Genomic DNA, 19,799 nt, shown 5'->3' with positions numbered 1-19,799 from the left:
GCCCAGCGTCTCCCGCAAGCCGCTAGTACAGCCCGCCGGTGCCGGAGCCGACCGAGCGGCCGCCGGCCGGCGCGCCGCTCAGCGCCCCGCCCGAACCATCACCGGCCGCGCCGATCACCGAATAGCTGTCCGGCGGAGCCGTTCCCGGCTTGAAGGCCTCGAGGATGCCGCCCTCGCCGCCGGCGCGCATGCCGGTGCGCGGATCGACACGGATCAGCTTGATGCCGGCCGGAACGCGGAACGGCGTCGCCGGCTTGTCCTTCAGCGCCTGCATCATGAAGTCGCGGAAGATCGGCGCGGCGTACTGACCGGCCGTCGCCGAGTTGCCCAGCGACTTCGGCTTGTCGAAGCCCATATAGACCCCGACGGCCAAATCCGGCGAGAACCCGACGAACCAGACGTCCTTGGCGTCGTTGGTGGTGCCGGTCTTGCCGGCGAGCGGCTTGCCGACGGCCTTGACCACGGTCGCGGTACCGGCGTTGACGACGCCTTCCAGCATCGAGACCATCTGATAGGCGGTCAGCGGATCGAGCACCTGGTCGCGATTGTCGACCAGCCGCGGCTCGCGCTGATTGCTCCATTTCTCGGCGTTGCAGCCCTCGCAGACACGCTGGTCGTGCCGGTAGATGGTGGCGCCGAAACGGTCCTGGATGCGGTCGATCAGGGTCGGCCGGATGCGCTTGCCGCCATTGGCGAGCATCGAATAGGCCGCGGTCATCCGCATCACCGTGGTCTCGCCGGCGCCGAGCGACATCGAGAGCACCGGCAGCATGTCGTCATAGATGCCGAAGCGCCGCGCATATTCGGCGATCAGCGGCATGCCGACATCCTTGGCGAGGCGCACCGTCATCAGGTTCTTCGAGAACTGGATGCCGTAGCGCAGCGTGCGCGGACCGGTGAACTTGCCGTCATAGTTGCTCGGCGCCCAGACGCCGAGCCCGCCGCCCTGATCGACCTCGATCGGCGCGTCGAGCACGATGCTCGACGGCGTGTAGCCATTGTCGAGCGCGGTCGCATAGACGAAGGGCTTGAAGGACGAACCGGGCTGGCGCAGCGCCTGGGTGGCGCGGTTGAACTCCGATTGGTCGTGCGAGAAGCCGCCGACCATGGCGAGGACGCGGCCGGAGAACGGATCCATCACGGTGATCGCGCCGTTCACCTCCGGCATCTGGCGCAGGCGCACCTGGCCCGGCTTGCCATCGATCGGCTCGACATAGACGACATCGCCGACCGAGACCGCCTGCGAAACGCGCGTGCGCCTCGTCCAGCGGATGCCTTCGGAACCCAGGGTCGCGGTCTCACGCTCCGGCCGGAGATGGCCGGAAGCCTCGCGGATCGGCTGCAAGCCGACACGAGCGCTGTCGCCGGCGACATCGAGGACGACGGCCAGGCGCCATGGCTTGACGTCACCCAGCACCGGCAATTCGCCGATCGCGACACCCCATTCGCGGCCCGCCAGATCGAGCTTCTGCATCGCGCCGCGCCAGCCGCGCGCCTCGTCGAAGCGCACGAGACCGTCGACCAGGGCCTTGCGCGCCATCAGCTGCATCTTCGGATCGACGGTGGCGCGCACCGAAAGCCCGCCCTCGAGCAGCTTCTTCTCGCCATAGCGGTCCTGGAGCTCGCGGCGAATCTCCTCCGCGAAGAAGCCGGCAGCGATATTGTTCGGCGAAACCGTGCGCGGATTGACGCCGAGCGGCTGGTTCTTGGCAGCGTCGGCTTCGGCCCGCTTGATCACGCCGTTCTCGGCCATGCGGTCGAGCACATAGTTGCGGCGCTCGATCGCGCGCTCGCGGTTCCGGAAGGGGTGCAGGTCGGTCGGCGCCTTCGGCAGCGCCGCCAGATAGGCCGCCTCCTGCACGTTCAGCTCGTGCACGGACTTGCCGAAATAGTTCAGCGCCGCGGCGGCGACGCCATAGCTGCCCTGCCCCGGCGCGGGAGCACCGAGATAGATCTCGTTGAGATAGAGCTCGAGGATCTTGTCCTTCGAATAGGTCGATTCGATTCGCAGCGCGATCAGCGCCTCGCGAATCTTGCGCTCGAGGCTCTGCTCGGAACCGACGAGGAAGTTCTTCGCGACCTGCTGGGTGATCGTCGAGGCGCCCTGCGGACGCCGCCCCGAGCCGCGATTGCGGAAGTTCGAGATCGCAGCGCGCGCCAGACCTTCTGGATCGACGCCGAAATGCTTGTAGAAATTCTTGTCCTCGGCCGCGAGGAAAGCATCGATGATCAGCTTCGGCACCGCCTGGATCGGCAGATAGAGCCGGCGCTCGCGGGCGAATTCCGCGATCAGGCTGCCGTCACCGGCATGGACGCGGCTCATCACCGGCGGCTCGTAATTCCGCAGCTGAGCAGAATCGGGCAGGTCCTTCGAGTAGTGCCAGACCAGCGCGGCCGCCCCCGCCACGCCGATGACGAAAAGGATCGTGCCGGCGGCGAACGCCCACCCGAAAAGGCGCAGAATGAACCGCATCGAGAACTTTGACCTCGTCTGAAGGCAGCGGCGTCGCTCGAATCGACAGCATGCCCTGCCCGGGTGATCGATCTTTCAACTTCACTCTATAACATGGCGGAAATGGCGGAACCGTGGCTGTAAGACCACAAGGTCTCATCTTCGGCCCGCTACGTCACCGCCGGCTCTCTGCTGCCTTGCCGGGCGCCTGGGTGCGCTCGAAATACTGATCGACCGCCGCCTGCACCGCCGTCACCGCCTGGGCCCGCCAGCTCTCGGAATTCAAGAGCTCGGCATCCTTCGGGCTCGACATGTAGCCGAGCTCGATCAGCACCGACGGCACATCGGGTGCAGTCAGCACCCTGAAGCCGGCCGAACGCAGCGGAACCTTGTGCATCTTGACCGAGCCGCCGAGCTTCTCGACGAGATTGCGCGCGAACATCGCCGAGAAGCCGCGCGTCTCGCGCTTGGCGAGATCCATCAGGATTCCGGCGACGTCCTGCACGTCCTCGCTGGCGTCGAGCCCGGCGACGGCGTCGGCCTGGTTTTCCTTGGCGGCGAGCCGCGCGGCTTCAGCGTCGCTGGCCCGCTCGGAGCCGGTATAGATCGTCGCGCCGCGGACCTCCTGCGCCTGCGTCAGCGAATCCGCATGGATCGAGATGAACAGATGAGCATCGACGCTGCGGGCGATGCGGACGCGGTCGCCCAGCGGCACGAAACTGTCGTCGGCGCGCGTCATGATCACACGATAGCGCCCCTGGGCCTCGAGCTGCTCCTTGAGCTTCTGCCCGAAGGCCAGGACCACTGACTTCTCGGCGATCGAGGCGACGACGGCCCCGGGATCGATGCCGCCATGGCCGGGATCGATCACCACGATCCGGCGCTGATCGCCCTCGGCCTTCGGCTCGACCGGGACATGCGGCAGCCGCGCCTCGGCGGCGGCGGCGCGCGCCAACGCCGCGAATTCCTCGCGCCCCGTCCGTTTCAGCTCGATGACGAGCTCGCCGAAACCGCCGCGGAGCGGCTTGACCGATACGCCCGCGACCGCGGCCGGTTGGGCCAGATCGAGGATCAGCCGGGCCCGGTCCGGCGTGAACAGGCCGAAACGGAAGCCGGAGACGAAGCCCGTCGACTTGCGAGCGCTCGCGGCTGGAATCTGGAAATTCACGGACGGCAAGTCGACGATGACGCGGTCCGGCCCGGCCATCACGAAGGCGTTCGCCGCAACCGGACGCGACAGGGTGAGCGTCAGGCGAACCGCCTCACCATGGCTTTCGAGGCGTGCTTCGCTCGCGACCGGAAAATCGCTGGTCGGCTTTCCCTGCGGATTTGCCGACGCATTGCCCGTCGCGAGGCAGAGCATCGACAGCAGCAGCGCCGGGCGCGCGAATCGCCGCGCTGCGCCGGCAAGGCGCACAGCGACCGAGGCTGCGCAGAGATGAAGGCCCTGAGGCAGGGGGCGGCTCCTAAATTCCCGGCGGCGATACTTAAGAATTCTTAACCATAGCGCCGCGATCCGTTGACAATCGGTTACCACGGCGAGCCTGCACCGGAAACCGGCCGATTTCTTGTCCCGGCGGTTCTCCCTTGCCAAATATGGCAAGCTGTCTGTAATGGAGTCGGTCGCATCGTGATGGCTTCCGCCGCGCGCAGCAGGGTCGCAATAACCCGTTGACGCCCGACGAAAAAGCCAACCGGCCCGATCGCTTGAAGCGATCAGGATCGGCGCGAAGGCGGCCAGCAACAGATCGTCCGCGGACGGGCCGGCGTCAGGCAGAAATCGACGCCGGGTTCGGCATTCCGCGAGCGTGTCAACGCGGTGCGCTTCGCCTTGCGGCAGGTGTGCCGCAGGTCAAAGGTAAGATGTCGGGGCATACGACGCCGCTTCCCATTTCGGTGTTTCGTCGAGACCTTTCCGGTTGCGACGGGCTTTCTGCCCGTTCCGCCGCTCGCCTCCGCTATCCCTCCTTGGCTGATTTTTCTTCCCTGCAACATGCCGGCGTGAGCCGGCCGACGCGCGGCGCCCCTGCCCGCGGCAGCGGATTCAATTCCGCAGCCCGGCGGGTACCAAAGGCTGCCGCGCAGATGGACCTGTCCTATGGCCAACAAGATGCTGATCGACGCCACCCACCCGGAAGAGACCCGGGTCGTGGTGTCCCGCGGTTCCCGCATTGAGGAATTCGATTTCGAATCCGCCAGCCGAAAGCCGCTGCGCGGCAATATCTATCTGGCGAAGGTGACGCGGGTCGAACCGTCGCTCCAGGCTGCCTTCGTCGAATACGGCGGCAACCGCCACGGCTTCCTCGCCTTCTCCGAAATCCATCCCGACTATTACCAGATCCCGGTCGCCGACCGGCAGGCGCTGCTCGCTGAGGAAGAGCGCGCCGAGCGCGAGGAGGAACGCGACGAGGAGAAGCGCGAGAAGCGTGGCCGCCGCGACCGCGGCCGCCGTGGCGACCGTGACGGGCGCGCCAAGCGCGCCAGCAATGGCGACGAGACCGTCAGCGCCGAGGTCCAGGCCGAGAACGGCCAGGGCGAAGCCGAGCATGTCGAGACCGACGGCAAGGAAGCCGCGATGGTCAACGAGGGCGCTCCGGCCTTCGGTGAGTACTTTGCGCCCGCCGTCGCCGAATCCGGCAGCGAGAGCGTCGTCGAGAACGCCGCGCCGCTGACCTTCGAGACCACCGGCGAGCCTGAGGCCCAGGAAGCGCGCGCCCCGTCCGAGAGCGGCGACGAGTCCGGCCAGGACGAGAGCGGCCAGGACGAATCCGCTCAGGACGAGAACGGCGGAGACGACAGCAGCCATGACGACAATGGCGGCGACGACCATCAGGACGAGCCCGAGCAGCTCGGCGGCGGCGACGCGCTGGACGACATGCCGGAGCGCCCGCGCCATTCGCGCCGCCAGTACAAGATCCAGGAGGTGATCAAGCGCCGCCAGATCATCCTGGTCCAGGTCGTCAAGGAGGAGCGCGGCAACAAGGGCGCCGCCCTCACCACTTATCTCTCGCTCGCCGGCCGCTATTCCGTGCTGATGCCGAACACCGGCAAGGGCGGCGGCATCTCGCGCAAGATCACCAATGCCGAGGACCGCAAGCGCCTGAAGGAGATCGCCCAGGAGCTCGAGGTTCCCGAGGGGATGGGCATCATCCTGCGCACGGCCGGCGCCTCGCGCACCAAGGTCGAGATCAAGCGCGACTACGAATATCTGATGCGGATGTGGGAGAGCGTGCGCGAACTGACGCTCGGCTCCGTCGCGCCGGCGCTGGTCTATGAGGAGGGCAACCTCGTCAAGCGCTCGATCCGCGATCTCTACAACAAGGACATCGACGAGGTTCACGTCGCCGGCGAAGCGGCCTATCGCGAGGCCAAGGATTTCATGCGCATGCTCATGCCGAGCCATGCCAAGAGCGTGAAGGCCTATCGCGAGCAGACCCCGCTCTTCGCAGCCTTCGGCGTCGAGAGCCAGCTCGACGCGATGTTCTCGAACACCGTGACGCTGAAGTCCGGCGGCTACATCGTCATCAACCAGACCGAGGCTCTGGTCGCGATCGACATCAACTCCGGGCGCTCGACCCGTGAGCACAATATCGAGGACACCGCCCTCAAGACCAATCTCGAAGCGGCGGAGGAGATCTCCCGCCAGCTGCGCCTGCGCGACCTTGCCGGCCTCATCGTGATCGATTTCATCGACATGGAGGAGAACCGCAACAACCGCGCCGTCGAGAAGAAGCTCAAGGACTGCCTGAAGAACGACCGCGCCCGCATCCAGGTCGGCCGGATCTCGGCCTTCGGCCTCCTGGAGATGTCGCGCCAGCGCATCCGCACCGGCGTGCTCGAGAGCTCCTCCGTGCCCTGCCCGCACTGCGCCGGCGCCGGCCTCGTCCGCTCGACGCCTTCGATCGCGCTGCAGATCCTGCGCGCCCTCGAAGAAGCCCTGATCAAGAGCGCTTCGCATAATCTCGAGGTCCGCACCCGGCCCGAGGTCGCGCTCTATGTGCTCAACCAGAAGCGCGCCCATCTGCGCGATCTGGAGGAGCGCTTCAACATCGCGATCATCGTCTCGGCCGATGCCGCCCTGCTCGGCACGCGCTATTTCGAGGTCGAGCGCGGCGAATTCGTCGGCAACGAGAACCGCGTGATCCCGGTCAGCAGCATGCGCGCCGAGGCGATCGTCGAGGAACCCGAGGAGGACGAGGTCCTCGATCTCGAGGCGGAGAGCGAGGAAAGCGGCGAGGCCGAGGCCGGACCGCGTTCGGCCAATGGCGAAGGCGAGGAAGGCCGTGGCGAGGGTGGCCGCAAGCGCCGTCGCCGCCGTCGCCGCCGCCGTGGCGGCGAGCGTGACGGCGAGGGTCAGCACCTCGAGGGCGGCGACGACGAGGCCGGCGATAGTCAGGGCGATGACGATGAGGCCGGCGAGGAAGCCGAGGGCTCATCCGAGCCTGCCGTCGAAATCGTCGAGACCATCGAAACCGTCGCGGAGACCCCGGCGCCCGTCGTCGAAGCCGTGGCCGAAGAACCGGTCGAGGCCGAAGCCAAGCCGCGTCGCGGCCGTCGCGGCGGACGCAGCAAGAAGGCCGAGGCCGAGGCTGTCGCTGCCGAGGCTCCTGTGACCGAGACGGCGGAAGCCGCCGAGGCCATCAAGGCCGAGAGCGCGCCCGAGGCAGTGGCCGAGGCCGCCGCCCCGGCCGAAAAGCCCAAGCGCAGCCGCGCCCGCAAGAAGGTCGTCCCGATCACCGAGGACGGCGCCACCCCGGAAGCAGCCGCTGCGCCAGAAGCACCTGCAGCCCCGGCGGCGGAGCCCGAAGTCCCGGTCCCGGCCGCAGCCGAACCGGTTGTCGAAGCCGTGGCCGAGGAGCCCGCGCCAGAACCGCGCGTCGCAGAGGAGCCGGTCGCGGTGGTCCTGACCCCGCCCGATCCGGATCGCCCGAAGCGCGGTGGCTGGTGGAACCGCCTCGCCGGCCGCAAGTGACCAGGAGCCCGCTGCAACCGCAGCGGGCTTTTTTCATGACCGTCGGGAGAGCAGGCCCGACACACCCGAAACCGGGCCGCCATCGGAGGGCACCGATGGGACAATTCGCCGCCGGGAAAAGCGTTAATAATCTGCAACGGCCACAAAGTCGCCGAACTCGATCCCCATAGCGAGGGTAGATCATCATGAAAAATGAGACGAAGAAGGAAAAGTAATATTGACGTAAAGTAACGATCAAAGAAGCCGCTACAAGGAATTTCGGGTTTACATTTGACTACTCTGGATTGCGCACCGCTAGCGCAGCCGCTTCTCTGACGACCTGCTTTCCGCTTATCGCGAGAGAGATGGTCGTCCCCCGCCTACGTCACCGTACTGCTTGCGAGTGACGACGCGCGAGAGCGCACTGCCTACCCCGGTCCAGCCGCGATGAACCATCTGCGACCCATCGCAGATCCGCGGCGCTCCTGAGTGTCAGTCGGCAAGAACGCAGAACGGCCGCGCGGCAAGGCGCGTAGTCGCTCGTCTCATCGCGGTCGGTGAAGCGCCAGGCGCCCCGGCCCAAGCCTCGAACAGACCAGGTCAAGAGAGCCGCTGATCCTGCCGCCGTCCTTGGGCGCGGCAAAGGCTCGGCCTGTCCCCGATCCCGGAGTTCCCCATGAAGCGCCTCGCCCCGGCGGCGTCGCTCGCGCTCGCGGCTTTTGTCGCGCTGCCCGCGAAGACCGCCACGGCCACGCTGCCTGCCGTCCCCGCAATGCCGCTCGGCATCGACCGCGACCTGCTTCCCTTTCCCGGTAAGCCGATTCATCTGATCGGTGTCGATGCCGGCGAGACCGGTCTGTTCGGCAAGCCCGATCTAACGACTGCGCTGACCACCGCGAGCCTATCCTTCGACGCGCTCAAGGGCGAAGAGCATCGGAGCCCGTTGCACGACATTCTCCCGCAGCCACGAGGCGAGCAAAGAACCGAATCCGATCCGCCGGCCCCCTTGCCGCCCCCGACGATAGCGCCACCGACCGGCGACGGAGCGACTCCGATGGTGGCTCAAGCCGCGGCGCAAGGCTCGGCGACGCCGATGAGCGAGCGCACCGCCCATGCTGCCGCGTCGTCGACGCCGACGGGTGGAAAGGAGCAGCAACCGCGACAGCTCTATGCCGGGCTGATCAACGCCGAGGATATGGCGCGCGAGCAGCGCTGCCTCGCCGAAGCGGTCTATTTCGAGGCGCGCTCGGAACCGGAAGAGGGTCGCGCCGCCGTCGCCCAGGTCGTGCTCAACCGCGTCAAGAGCGGGATCTATCCGACCTCTGTATGCGGCGTCGTCTACCAGAACCGCCACCGCAAGCTCGCCTGCCAGTTCACTTTCGCCTGCGAGGGCAAGTCGCTGAGGATCACGGAACCCGCATCCTGGCAGGCGGCCGAGCGCATCGCACGCGACGTCTACGAAGGCCGGGTCTATCTCACGGACGTCGCCGCGGCGACGCATTACCATGCCGATTATGTGTCGCCCCGCTGGGCGGCGAAAATGAAGAAAATGGACAGGATCGGCCGGCACATCTTCTACAGCGAGCAGCGGAGCAAGGTTGCACGGGCGTCATGACGCGACGGCCCCGACGGCACCGATCTTGACCTGACGGCGCCGGAATGCGGAACTGGCCGCGGACTCCCTCAGCATGCGGAGCCGCTATGCCGCCCCCACGCAGTCCCGAACGCCTGATCCTCTCGGCTCTGTGCCTCGCCGGCCTTGTCGGGCTCGCATGGCTCGCCTTGCAGGCGATCGGCTGGTTCGGCGTCGGCCTGCTCGGCCTCTTCGTGCTGTTCGTCGCGGTGCGCTTCGAGCTCGAAGGCAATCTGCCGATCGGCCCGCAGATGACGCCGGATCTCTATGCCAGCCAGTTCCGCAAGCACGGTCCCGAGCACGCCAGCGAGCGGGCCGAGCAGCGCACGCTCTTCAGCCGCCAGCTTTCGGCAGCACGGCTGGCTGCCGGCTTCGGCGTACTGCTGACGGTGATCGGCTTCGGTTTCTTCTTCCTGCTCGAGATCGGCCGCTGATCCGGCCGAGCTCTATTCCGCCGCCGGCGCGAGGGGGGATGGCGGCGGCACCGCCGTGATCGCAGCCGCCCCAGCGGCCCCCTTGCCGCCGCCCTCGCGTACCGTCACCGCGGTCGAGGCGAAGGGCACCTCCGCCTCGAGCAGGCCGCGATAGACCCGCTTCAGGGCCTCGCGCTGCAGCATCGAAGCCTGGGTCGGCTTGGAGGTGAACTTCAGCCGGATCACGATCGCCGCATCCGTGATGTCGGCGACGCCCTGCATCTTGAGCTGGGCGATGAAATGCGGCCCGAATTCCGGGTCCTCCAGCAGAGCGAGACCGACCTTCTTGATCGTCTTGCGCGCCTTCTCGATATCGGCGGAGTGATCGAGCCGGACATTGAACTTCACCGTCGCCCAGTCGCGGCTGGCATTGGTCAGCGACTGCACCTGCCCGAACGGAACGGTGTGGATCTGCCCGCTCTGATGGCGCAACTGCATCGAACGCAGTGAAATCTTCTCGACCGTGCCCTTGAGGCGCCCGGTATCGACATATTCGCCGACGCGGAAGGCATCCTCCAGCATGAAGAAGAAGCCGGAGACGATGTCGCGCACCAGCGCCTGCGAGCCGAAGGAAATGGCGAGACCGAGGATGCCGAAACCGGCCAGCAGCGGCCCGATATCGACACCGAGGCGCGACAGGAGCACCAGGATGGTCAGGCCGATCACCGCCGTCAGCACGACGCCGCGCAGCACCGGCATCACCGTCGCCAGCCGCGACGGCGTATTGTCCTCCGGCATCACGTCCTCGTCGACGGGACCGGTGGAGCGCGGACGCGGCGCATAGGCGTCGAAGAAGCCGCGCAGGAAGACCATCACGACCCAGCCGACGAACGCCAGCACGGCGATGCTGGCGAACTGGCGGGAGACCTGGCCGAACTGGCCGGAGCTCATGCCGAAAAGCAGACCAACCCAGATGCGTGCCACCAGATAGAAGCCGCCGGCCCACATCACGCCGCCGGCGGCCGCGCGCACGGCATGGCCGAGGGCCTGTGCCAGCGGCGTCGGCTTGGCGATGGCGGCGCGGCGCGCCTGCCGGCAGGTCAAGAGGCTGTTGACCCCGACCGAGAGGATCGGCGCCAGCACGACGATGATCTGCGTCAGCTCGGCCGCCTCGGTCCAACGGCCGCCATTCGGCATCATCGCCGCCGCGCGGCCGATCATCCAGAGCACGACCGCGATCGCGACATAGATCCAGGGCATCGCCTGCGCCAACAGCCTGCGACCGTGACTGGGCTCCGCGCTGCCGCTGAGGACGAGCGCGGTCAGGTCGTACCGCGCGTCGACGAACCACCAGACCTTGTAGGCGGCGAGCACGAAGCCGCTGAGCGTCACCAGCCCGGCGACCGGCTCAGGCCCACCGGAAACCCGCTGCGCCAGCAGCGCGGCGACGATGAAGATCGGCACGATCACGGCATAGACGCAGAGCAGGCGGAAATGCCGCTCCGCCCGTGGCAACAGCATCAGCCGGCGCTCGGGCTCGCCCGGAGCGAGCAGGAATCGTCCGGTGGCGATATAGGCTGCCCCGACAGCCGTACCATTGGTGATCCCGCGCAGGGCATGGGCTGCAAGATCGTCCGAAGGCAGCCAGTAGCTGCCGGCGAGCCGCGCCACCACCAGACCGAGCGCGATCGTCAGCAGATCCTGCAGCAGGCCGAAGCCGGAAGCGATCAGCCTCGCCGTGAAATACTCTGCCCGGGGCCGCATGCGGGCTGCGAACCATCTTGCCGTGGCGAAGCGGAACAGCAGGGCGATGCCAAGCGCCAGGGCGAGCGAAACGAAGAGACGCGTCGTCGGCGAAGCATTGCGGTTCAGCGACCAGCTCCGCAGCCAGTCCCCCGGCAGGAAGCGGACGCTCGGAATCGCGGCGCGGCCATAGTCGAGACCCGAGACGAAATAGTCGACCAGGGCCTCGGCCTGGGTGTCCGTCGTCTCGGCAAGCGACGGTGCGGGAGGCGGCTTGGGCGCTTTGGCTGCCTTCCCCGCCGGTTCGGCGGGCGCCGGCGCCTCGGCCGGTACCCCACCGATCCGGACCTCGACCCGGCGTCCGCCGGCCGAAAGCGCATCGACGAGCTTGCGGACCGTCTCGGGGGCCTCGTCGCCGCGCAGCGTCAGGGTCAGCGGCTCAGCCGGCGCGTCCTTTGTCTGCGCCGTCGCGGGCCCGGCGAACGCCAGAGCCATCATCGCCAGCAGGAACCAGCGCATTGCGGCCAATCCCGGACCGATCCACTTCCGACGCATTCCGTCCCCCTGCCTCGTAAGCTCAGATTGCTGCCGCTCGGCCCGGATTGGCAAGCATCTAGGCGAGCGCGATCAACGTGTCTTCAGCCAGCGCCCGAGCCGGGCCACCGCATCCTCGCACTCAGCCAGCGATCCTGCGAAGGACAGCCGCACCGTGCGCGCGCCACGCCCTTCGTCAAAATCCAGTCCCGGCGTAATCGCGACCCCGGCCTGCTCAAGAGCGTCGCGGCAGAAACTCATGGAATCGTTCGAGTATTTTCCGATGTCGAGATAGATGTAGAAGGCGCCATCGACCGGCAGGAAGTCGCCGAGCCCGATCTCCGGCAGCGCCTTGAGCAGATAGGCGCGGTTGGCGGCATAGCCTTCCTTGATCGCCTCGCATTCGACGGTCGCGTCGAAGGCCGCCTCGCCCGCGACCTGGCTCAGCATCGGCACCGAGATCGAGAGATTCTGCTGCAATCGCTCGATCGTCCGCACCAGCCGCTCCGGCACCACCAGCCAGCCGACGCGCCAGCCGGTCATGCAGTAGTATTTCGAGAAGGAGTTGACGACGATCGCGTCCTGATCGGCGGCAAGCGCCGTCGTCGCCGGCTGGTCATAGGTCAGGCCATGATAGATCTCGTCGGAGATGTACCAGAGGCCGAGCCGCCGGCATTCGGCCGCGACGGCCGCGATCGCCTCCGGCGTCATCACCACGCCGGTCGGATTGGCCGGGCTCATCGTCAGCACGCCGGCGAGCGGCGCCTCGGCATGAGCCTTGGCGATCAGCTCGGGCGTCAGCGCATAGCGCGTCTCCGGCCCGACCGGAATCGCGACCGGCTCCAGCCCGAGCGCAATCAGAATGTTGCGATAGGCCGGATAGCCCGGCGCCGTGATCGCGATACGCGCGCCCGGCTCGAAACAGGCGAGGAAGGACAGGATGAAGCCGCCGGACGACCCCGTGGTGACGATCACGCGCTCGGCCGGGACCTCGACGTCATAGGCCTCGCGATAATGCCGGGCGATGCGGGCGCGCAGCGAGCCGATGCCGAGCGCCTGCGTATAGCCGATGCGCCCGTCGTCGAGCGCCCGCGCCGTGGCCGCCCTGATGCTCGCCGGCGTCGGCGCCGAAGGCTGGCCGACCTCCATATGGACCACCGAGCCGCCTCGCCGCTCGATCGCCTCGGCGGCATTCATCACGTCCATGACGATGAAGGGGGCGACGGCTTCCGCCCGCGCGGCGGGCTTCGGCGCCGGCGGCGCGCCGGATGCGACAATGGTCATGCGTGGCCTCGAAGAGATTGGCGTTGCGCCGAGCCATGCCCCGCCGGCGCGCGGATCGCAAGCCGCTCAGCTCGCCGCCCCGCCCGGCCGCGAAGACGAAACAGTGGCACTCTCGCCCGAGCGCAACTCGCTGTGCCGGACGATCGCGGCGCTCATGCTGACATGGTAGCGCCGGCTCAGCCCCGTCGCGTCGAGAGCCCGCACGGCCGGCGTGTCGGGGATCAGGAAGGCGGCGGCATAGCGCCGGGCCTGATATTCCATCGACCGCAGCTTCGGCGAGAAGCGCTCCGCTGGGCTGCCGGAGGGGCCGCGATTGAAAGTGCCTTCATGGCCGAGCAGAGCGTGTCCGACGGCGTGCGCCACCGCCATCAGCGCCCTGCCCTCGCCGCGCTCCGCGCCCTCGAACACGGTGTCCGCTATCAGCAGGCGCTTGGCCTGCGAATCCCATTGCGCCTCGGCCTCGCCGAGGCTGTCATCGCCGACGCGCTCATAGGTGAAGTTCGGATAGCGCGCCTTCAGCCGCGCCATCAGCCTGGCGAAGTCGATGGCTCTGTCGTCGCGAAAGCCGAGCCCGCGTCGATGCGCCAAGGCACGCGCATCGATCTGCTCGTCGGTCAGGAAGGCATGGCGCATGGACGAGCCTCCGGTGGCCGGCCCATCATAGCGCTCGTGCCGCGACGGCTCAACGAACCGTGCGGAACGCCTCAGCTCGCCAGGATAGCCTCGACGATCTCCTGTACGTCGAGTGCCTCCCGAAGGGTCGCGAGCTGGTGCGGTTCGCCGCGGGTCAGCCGGGCGACGCCTTCGAGCTGGCGCTTCAGCGCGACCGGCCTCGCCTCGAGCTGCGACAGCGCATCGGGGGCGCGCTGCCAGGAACCGTCCGGCAGGCGTCGCTCGGCCAGCGACCAGTCGCAGAGCCGTACCGCCCCCTTGTCGCCTTCCAGCAGCCAGATGTTGTGGTCGTCCTTGGCCGTCGTGCCGACGCCGCCCGTCAGCGTCAGCGGCAGGTCGCCCGCTAGCATCGTCGCCGCGATGGCGCGCTCCGAACGGCCGGCTTCCGGGAAACTCGCGCTCGCTTTCAGCCCGTGCAGCGGGCCGAGCAGGCGTCGGCTCAGGAACAGGAAATGCGAGACGACCTCGCGGGTGAAGCCGCCCTGCTCGCGCCGATCGAGCCAGCCGGCGGCATCGGCCTGCCAGGGGCGCGGCCAGCGCGCGAAGGCGACCTCGATCGAGACTTTGCGGAGCGTGCCGAGTTCACCCTTCGCGATCCAGTCCGCCAGGGTCGCTACGGCCGGCGAAGAGGCGAAAGGGAAGTTCACCGCCCCGCGCCCGCCGGCCTCGGCGACGAAGGCGCGGGCATCGGCGAGGTCGACGGCAAGCGGCTTCTCGCAGAACACGCTGCGCCCGGCATCGAGCGCCGCGCGGGCATGGCCGAGATGGGAGGAAGGCGGCGAGGCGATATAGACGCAGTCGCTGGCGGCGATCACCGAATCAGCGCCGTCCAGCATCGCGACCTGCGGCAGCTCCTTGCCAATTCGCCCCATCGCCTCGGCCGCCGGGTCCCAGATGCCGGCGGCGCGGACGAGATCGGGCGACTGGTCGAGCACGGCGCGCAGCATGCGCTCGCCCATGATGCCGGCGCCGATGATGCCGATGGAAACAGGAGCTGACATGGAAGGCCTCATTGATCGCGGGCGCTCCGCATAGCAGCCTCAGGCGCTGCGAGACAGGCGCATCCGCGCAAGACCGGCGCGCAAGACGGGCCCTCAGGCCCTGCGACGCCGCTCCGCGACCAGCGCTTCCGCCCCATCGGCGGGAATGTACTCGCCGCGATTGCGCCCGAGCGCCTTGGCGGCATAGAGCGCCGCATCGGCGCGTCGGTACAGGTCGGCCGTGCTTTCGCGCCCGTCGAACAGCGTCGCGCCGAGGCTCACCGTGACATGGTCGGCGGTCGGCGACGCCGCATGCTCGATCCCGAGTTGCGCGATCGCCGCGACGAGTTCCTGGAGACGCGGAACGCTCTCTTCCGGCACGGCGTCATAGAGCAGCAGGCCGAACTCCTCGCCGCCGAGTCGCCCGGCTATGTCCAGCGGCCGCCAACCGGCCTCGGCGATGGTGCGCGCGATCAGCCGGAGCGTCTCGTCGCCGGCATGATGGCCATAATGGTCGTTGTAGCGCTTGAAATGGTCGACATCCAGGATGGCGAACATCACCGCGACCTGGTCGAGCCGTGCCTGCTCCAGCGCCATGGCGGCCTGCTGCTCGAAGCCGCGGCGATTGGCGATGCCGGTGAGCGGGTCCGACATGGCATGGTCCTGCAGCAGGCGCCGCAGCAGGAACTGGTCGCGCTGGGCACGCTCGCGCAGCCAGGCGCCGACGCCGCCGACGAAGACGGCGAAGAACAAGAGGATCGAAAGCCGGACATGCTCGCTCAGATGAGCCGGCACGCTCAGCATCACGAAGCCGAGCGCCGTTGTGAACAGGGCGATGAAGAGCGCGACACCGGAGCTCTGGAGGAAGGTCAGACCGACCGGCAGGAAGACCGCCGCGATGATGACGAGCTGCGCGATGTCGGCCTGGGGCAGCCCGCGCAGCTTGAACATGTTGGCGATGAAGGTGCTGGTCGCCCCGATCAGAGCGAGGGCCAGCATCGAAAGTCGGTGATAGGCGCGCGGCAGGCGCTGCGTCGCCAGCATGCTGATCTGGATCAGCAGCACCCCGAGCGTCGCCAACCGCAGCAGGATGGCGAGCGCGACCTCGTGGTCGCCCTCGGCCAGCGCGGCCCAGCCGTCGAGCCGCGAGAGATCGAGACCGATGAAGATCAGCCAGATACCCAGCGCCGTGATCAGGCAGACCAGCGTGCTGGTACGCTGATCGGCGCGCATATGCAGCCGGTATTCGCACTCCAGCCTGGGCTCGAAATGCAGGCCGTCGATGCGCCGCCCCTGGGCGGGCCGCTCCGCCGTCGCCCCCTCCGCAGCCGGGGGGCCTGCCTCAAAATCGGGATTTTTTCGCAAGCTGGACACCTGCGCGATCCTGGCGACGACAAGCTAAAGGGACCTTGACGACGGCCGGGCGAACGGGCTGCCCCCCGCGATTTCGGCTCGGAAGGTTTCGGAGCGCTTGCGCATTTGCCGCGCATTCGAACCATTGCATGGCGAGTGATGCGCAGCGCTTGACCCTCCATCAGATGGAGACGCTACGACATCGCCATGACTGACGAACGCTACACGATCGGCGAACTCTCCCGGCTCAGCGGCGTGCCGGTGCGACGCATCCGCTTCTATTCCGACAAGGGGCTGCTGCCGCCGGCCAGCCGGACCATGGCGAACTACCGCGTCTATTCGGATGCCGATGCGGCGCGGCTCGAACTGATCCAGGCGCTGCGTGCCATGGGCGCCAGTCTCGCCGCGATCCGCGGCATGCTCGCGCGCAAGACCTCGCTCGTCGAACTGCTGGCGCTGCGCCTGTCGGCCCTCGAAGCAGAAATCGCCGGCAAGCGGCGCATCGCCGCGACCCTGCGCGCCGCGCTGCGCCACCCCGAGCCCTCCCCGGACGACATCAGGAGATTATGGACCATGACCTCGCTGTCCAATGCCGATATGCGCGCTCTGACCGAGCGCTTCTTCGAGGAGGTCACCGGGGACGGGATCAGCCCCGAATGGAAGCGCGAAGCCCTGGCTGCCGGAACCCCGGAGCTGCCGGAAGACCCTTCGCCGGAGCAGATCGACGCCTTCGCCGAACTGCGGGCAATGTTGAGCGACCCGGCCCTCATCGCCAGCGCCAGAACGGATTCCGCCTCGATGTGGACGGCGGATTTCGATCCGGCCGCCTATCATGCCGCCGCCGGGCGGATCCTTGCCAGCATCCGCCTGGCGATGGCGAAGGACGAGGCTCCAAGCTCCGCGACCGGCCTGTCCATCGCGCGCGATTGGCTGGATGCCTCGGCCAAGGCGATGAAGCGCCAGCCGGACGAAGCCTTCCGCGCCTGGCATCTCGACCAGTACCGTCGCCACCATGACCGATCGCTGCGCTACCAGCAGCTGCTCGCGATCCTGCGCGGCGAGGCGGCGCCCGGGCGCGAATGGTGGTGGATCAACGAGGCGCTGACCGCGCTCAGGCTGTAGTCGCGCAAGGCGGCCCGTCCGGCGCAGCGCTTCCGTGGCGCCCGCGCGCTGGCTATGACTGCGCGCGATTCCGTCTCCGGAAACGAGGTGCCGACATGGATATTTTCGACAGGCTGAAAGTTGCCGCCGCCGCAGACTGGGCAACTTATGTCGAGCATGATTTCGTGCGGCAGATGGGCGAAGGCTCGCTGCCGCAGGCGGCGTTCCGGACCTATCTCACCCAGGACTATCTCTTCCTGATCCAGTTCGCGCGCGCCTATGCGCTCGCCACCTATAAGAGCCGGACGCTCGCCGACATGAGGGCGGCCAAGGCCGGCCTCTCGGCGATCCTCGACCTCGAAATGGAGCTGCATGTCCGGCTCTGCGGCCGCTGGGGCCTGTCGCCGGAGGAGCTCGAAGCGGCGCCGGAGCACCAGGCGACGGTCGCCTACACCCGCTATGTGCTCGATTGTGGCCAGTCCGGCGACCTGCTCGACCTGCATGTCGCGCTCGCCCCCTGTGTCATCGGCTATGCCGAAATCGGCGCCCGGCTCGCCGCCGAGATCGGCCCGGCGCTCGAAAGCCACCCCTATCGCGAATGGATCGGCGAATATGCCGGCGAGGCCTTCCAGAGCATCGCCCGCGATGCCCGCCGCCATCTCGACGAGCTCGCCGCCCGTGCCATGACCGAACGCCGCTTCGCCGACCTCGCGGCACTGTTCGGCAAGGCCTCGCGGCTGGAAGCCGATTTCTGGCAGATGGGGCTGGACGGGGCGAGGTGACATTCTCGGCCGGGGTTCCCCTGCCCGGCCGCGCGTCACGCCAAGGGCGAGCCCCGGACCACCGCTGCGCTCGCTCCTCCGCAAACGCGTCCGACAAGGAAGATCGCACGCCCGCCGACACCGCCCGCGAGCTGTAAGGTCCATGTAAGCGCAGGACGGTCAAATGCCTCTCGCCAGGCCGGACGAAGCAGTCGCCGGCCGGAAGCGAGAGGAAACCGACCATGACCGCCACCAACGCCTTCGACACCGCCCGCGAAACCTCCATCGCCCTGACCGATGACGAGCTCGACACCGTGGCCGGCGCCGGCCTCGGCCAGAAGATCCTGGGCATCGCCCTTACCACGGGCGGCGTCCTGACCACCGCGACCGGTGTCGTCACCCGCCAGTGGGGTCTCGCCAGCCGCGGCTGCAACATGCTGGTGGACGGCATCGGCCATCTCGAGGCCGCCTGACCTCCCCATAGAGCGAGCACCGGCCCCTTCCGGGGCCGGCGCTGCCGGCACGAGAGCAAATCCGCGGCCACGCGGCAGAAATACTGCCGGCATTTGCGAATACTCAACGTTTGGCCAGCTTATCTGGCCGGGATACGGAGAGTTCAGGATCGCTGCGGATGTCAGAGGTTCATTCAGCCCCGACGCCGCAGCGAGCCGGCGGAACCCTGTTCCGGCAGCAATCCCTGCAACAGCTCGACCGGCCGGAGGATTTCCACGCACCATTGCGCGTGGTCGGCCGCGTCGAATGGGTCGCCGGCCTGCTCTGCCTGGCGCTCTGCATCGGCATCGTCGTCTGGGCCTGCTTCGCGCGCTATCGCGAGACGGTCGAGGGACCGGGTATCTTCGTGCGCGGCGGCGGCGTCTTCATCGGCCTCAACGCCCCGAAATCGGGCTGGGTCGACGGGCTCGTTCCGACCGGCCAGAAGGTCGCCGCGGGCCAGATCGTGGCCTCGCTGACCACCCCTGAAGAGGATGCGCGCATCGCCGATCTGGAGCGACGCATCGGCCAGGCCGAAGACCATCGCACCGCCATCACCCAGCGCTACGAGGTTCGCGTCGCCGCCGAGACCGTCGCGCAGCAGCGCCGCCGCGCGGAACTCGACGAGGCCGTCGACCTCTCGCGCCGCCGGATCGCCGAGGCGGAGGAAACGCTCGCCAATCGCGAAATGCTGTTCTCGCGCGGCGCCGGCACCACCGACCGCGTGCAGGAGGCTCGCGAGCGGCTGTTCGGCGCGCGCTCCAGCCTGTCACGCACCCAGTCGGAACTGGCTGCGCTGAACGGAGCGATCCTCGCCTTGGGCGGCGCGCGCGATCAGGAGCTGGAGGCCAGCCAGCGCCAGATCCTCGACCTCAGGGGACAGCTCGAACAGGCGAGGCTGAGCCGCAGGCTCGCCGACGAGATCCGTGCCCCGCGCGACGGCACCGTAGCTCTGGTGCCGGTGACGATGAACGCCCTGGTCACCGCCGGTCAAAGGATCATGACGCTGGAGACCGGCGGCGAGCGGCTGGAGGCCCTGTTCTTCGTACCGGGCGACATGGGCAAGCGCCTCGCGCCGGGCATGGAGGTGCGGATCTCGCCCTCGATCGCGCCGCGCGAGGAATACGGCATGGTCGTCGGCAAGGTCGTGTCGATCTCGCCGCAGCCCGAGGGCCAGGCCGAGATCGCCGAGAGGCTCGGCAATCCGGATCTCGCACGGCAGATGGCGCGCAACGGCGCCCCGTTCGAGGTACGGGCGACGCTCGAGACTGCGCCCGGCGAGACAGGCGGCTATGCCTGGACCTCGCAGCGCGGCCAGGAAATCCCGCTCAGCAGCGGCCTGCTGCTCACGGCGAACGTCACGGTGCGGCGCGCGCCGCCGATCACCCTGATCATTCCGGCATTGCGCCGCTGGACCGGGCTGTGAGGGC

14 protein-coding genes are annotated in these 19,799 nt (G+C 68.1%); 7 read left to right on the top strand and 7 right to left on the bottom strand.

Going from position 1 to position 19,799, the window contains the following annotated elements; genetic code table 11:
• Positions 1–22: 22 nt before the first annotated feature.
• A complete protein-coding gene (locus tag AC3RCC_RS14400) occupies positions 23–2,473 on the bottom strand; it encodes a penicillin-binding protein 1A (protein WP_492255698.1) in 2,451 nt (816 codons plus the stop codon).
• 154 nt (positions 2,474–2,627) lie between these two features.
• Entirely contained in the window at positions 2,628–4,196 is a 1,569-nt protein-coding gene (locus tag AC3RCC_RS14395) for an N-acetylmuramoyl-L-alanine amidase (RefSeq protein ID WP_492255697.1), read from the bottom strand.
• Positions 4,197–4,550: 354 nt separating this feature from the next.
• Here AC3RCC_RS14395 and AC3RCC_RS14390 point away from each other — a divergent pair, with 354 nt between their 5' ends.
• The 3 genes from AC3RCC_RS14390 to AC3RCC_RS14380 all read left to right on the top strand — a co-directional run bounded on the left by AC3RCC_RS14390 (position 4,551) and on the right by AC3RCC_RS14380 (position 9,470).
• Entirely contained in the window at positions 4,551–7,424 is a 2,874-nt protein-coding gene (locus tag AC3RCC_RS14390) for an Rne/Rng family ribonuclease (RefSeq protein ID WP_492255696.1), read from the top strand.
• A gap of 655 nt (positions 7,425–8,079) precedes the next feature.
• Positions 8,080–9,018 (top strand): cell wall hydrolase, encoded by a 939-nt coding sequence (locus tag AC3RCC_RS14385; RefSeq protein ID WP_492255695.1) that lies wholly within the window; start codon positions 8,080–8,082, stop codon positions 9,016–9,018.
• An 86-nt stretch (positions 9,019–9,104) separates the two neighbouring features.
• Positions 9,105–9,470, top strand: coding sequence for a hypothetical protein (locus AC3RCC_RS14380; protein ID WP_492255694.1), 366 nt, complete (start codon positions 9,105–9,107; stop codon positions 9,468–9,470).
• A 12-nt stretch (positions 9,471–9,482) separates the two neighbouring features.
• Here AC3RCC_RS14380 and AC3RCC_RS14375 read toward each other — a convergent pair whose 3' ends face one another.
• The 5 genes from AC3RCC_RS14375 to AC3RCC_RS14355 all read right to left on the bottom strand — a co-directional run bounded on the left by AC3RCC_RS14375 (position 9,483) and on the right by AC3RCC_RS14355 (position 16,036).
• The gene (locus AC3RCC_RS14375; RefSeq protein ID WP_492255693.1) at positions 9,483–11,711 is read right to left on the bottom strand and encodes a mechanosensitive ion channel family protein; all 2,229 of its coding nucleotides are present in this window, start codon (positions 11,709–11,711) and stop codon (positions 9,483–9,485) included.
• Between the two features lie 108 nt (positions 11,712–11,819).
• A complete protein-coding gene (locus tag AC3RCC_RS14370) occupies positions 11,820–13,010 on the bottom strand; it encodes a pyridoxal phosphate-dependent aminotransferase (protein WP_291639645.1) in 1,191 nt (396 codons plus the stop codon).
• 66 nt (positions 13,011–13,076) lie between these two features.
• A complete protein-coding gene (locus AC3RCC_RS14365; RefSeq protein WP_492255692.1) occupies positions 13,077–13,643 on the bottom strand; it encodes an ImmA/IrrE family metallo-endopeptidase in 567 nt (188 codons plus the stop codon).
• Between the two features lie 71 nt (positions 13,644–13,714).
• On the bottom strand, positions 13,715–14,683 hold the full coding sequence (locus AC3RCC_RS14360; protein WP_492255691.1) for a Gfo/Idh/MocA family protein: 969 nt from the start codon (positions 14,681–14,683) through the stop codon (positions 13,715–13,717).
• A gap of 93 nt (positions 14,684–14,776) precedes the next feature.
• Positions 14,777–16,036 (bottom strand): GGDEF domain-containing protein, encoded by a 1,260-nt coding sequence (locus AC3RCC_RS14355; protein ID WP_492255690.1) that lies wholly within the window; start codon positions 16,034–16,036, stop codon positions 14,777–14,779.
• A gap of 186 nt (positions 16,037–16,222) precedes the next feature.
• Here AC3RCC_RS14355 and AC3RCC_RS14350 point away from each other — a divergent pair, with 186 nt between their 5' ends.
• The 4 genes from AC3RCC_RS14350 (at position 16,223) to AC3RCC_RS14335 (ending at position 19,795) form a co-directional block, all read left to right on the top strand.
• On the top strand, positions 16,223–17,137 hold the full coding sequence (locus AC3RCC_RS14350) for a MerR family transcriptional regulator (protein ID WP_492255689.1): 915 nt from the start codon (positions 16,223–16,225) through the stop codon (positions 17,135–17,137).
• 95 nt (positions 17,138–17,232) lie between these two features.
• Positions 17,233–17,898 (top strand): thiaminase II, encoded by a 666-nt coding sequence (tenA, locus tag AC3RCC_RS14345; protein ID WP_492255688.1) that lies wholly within the window; start codon positions 17,233–17,235, stop codon positions 17,896–17,898.
• A 221-nt stretch (positions 17,899–18,119) separates the two neighbouring features.
• A complete protein-coding gene (locus tag AC3RCC_RS14340; protein ID WP_492255687.1) occupies positions 18,120–18,350 on the top strand; it encodes a hypothetical protein in 231 nt (76 codons plus the stop codon).
• A gap of 158 nt (positions 18,351–18,508) precedes the next feature.
• Positions 18,509–19,795 (top strand): NHLP bacteriocin system secretion protein, encoded by a 1,287-nt coding sequence (locus AC3RCC_RS14335; RefSeq protein WP_452116058.1) that lies wholly within the window; start codon positions 18,509–18,511, stop codon positions 19,793–19,795.
• Positions 19,796–19,799 lie beyond the last annotated feature (4 nt).

The sequence above is a fragment of the Allobosea sp. GW823-FHT01F03 genome, assembly GCF_058798075.1.
This window is presented reverse-complemented; position numbering and strand designations above follow the sequence as displayed.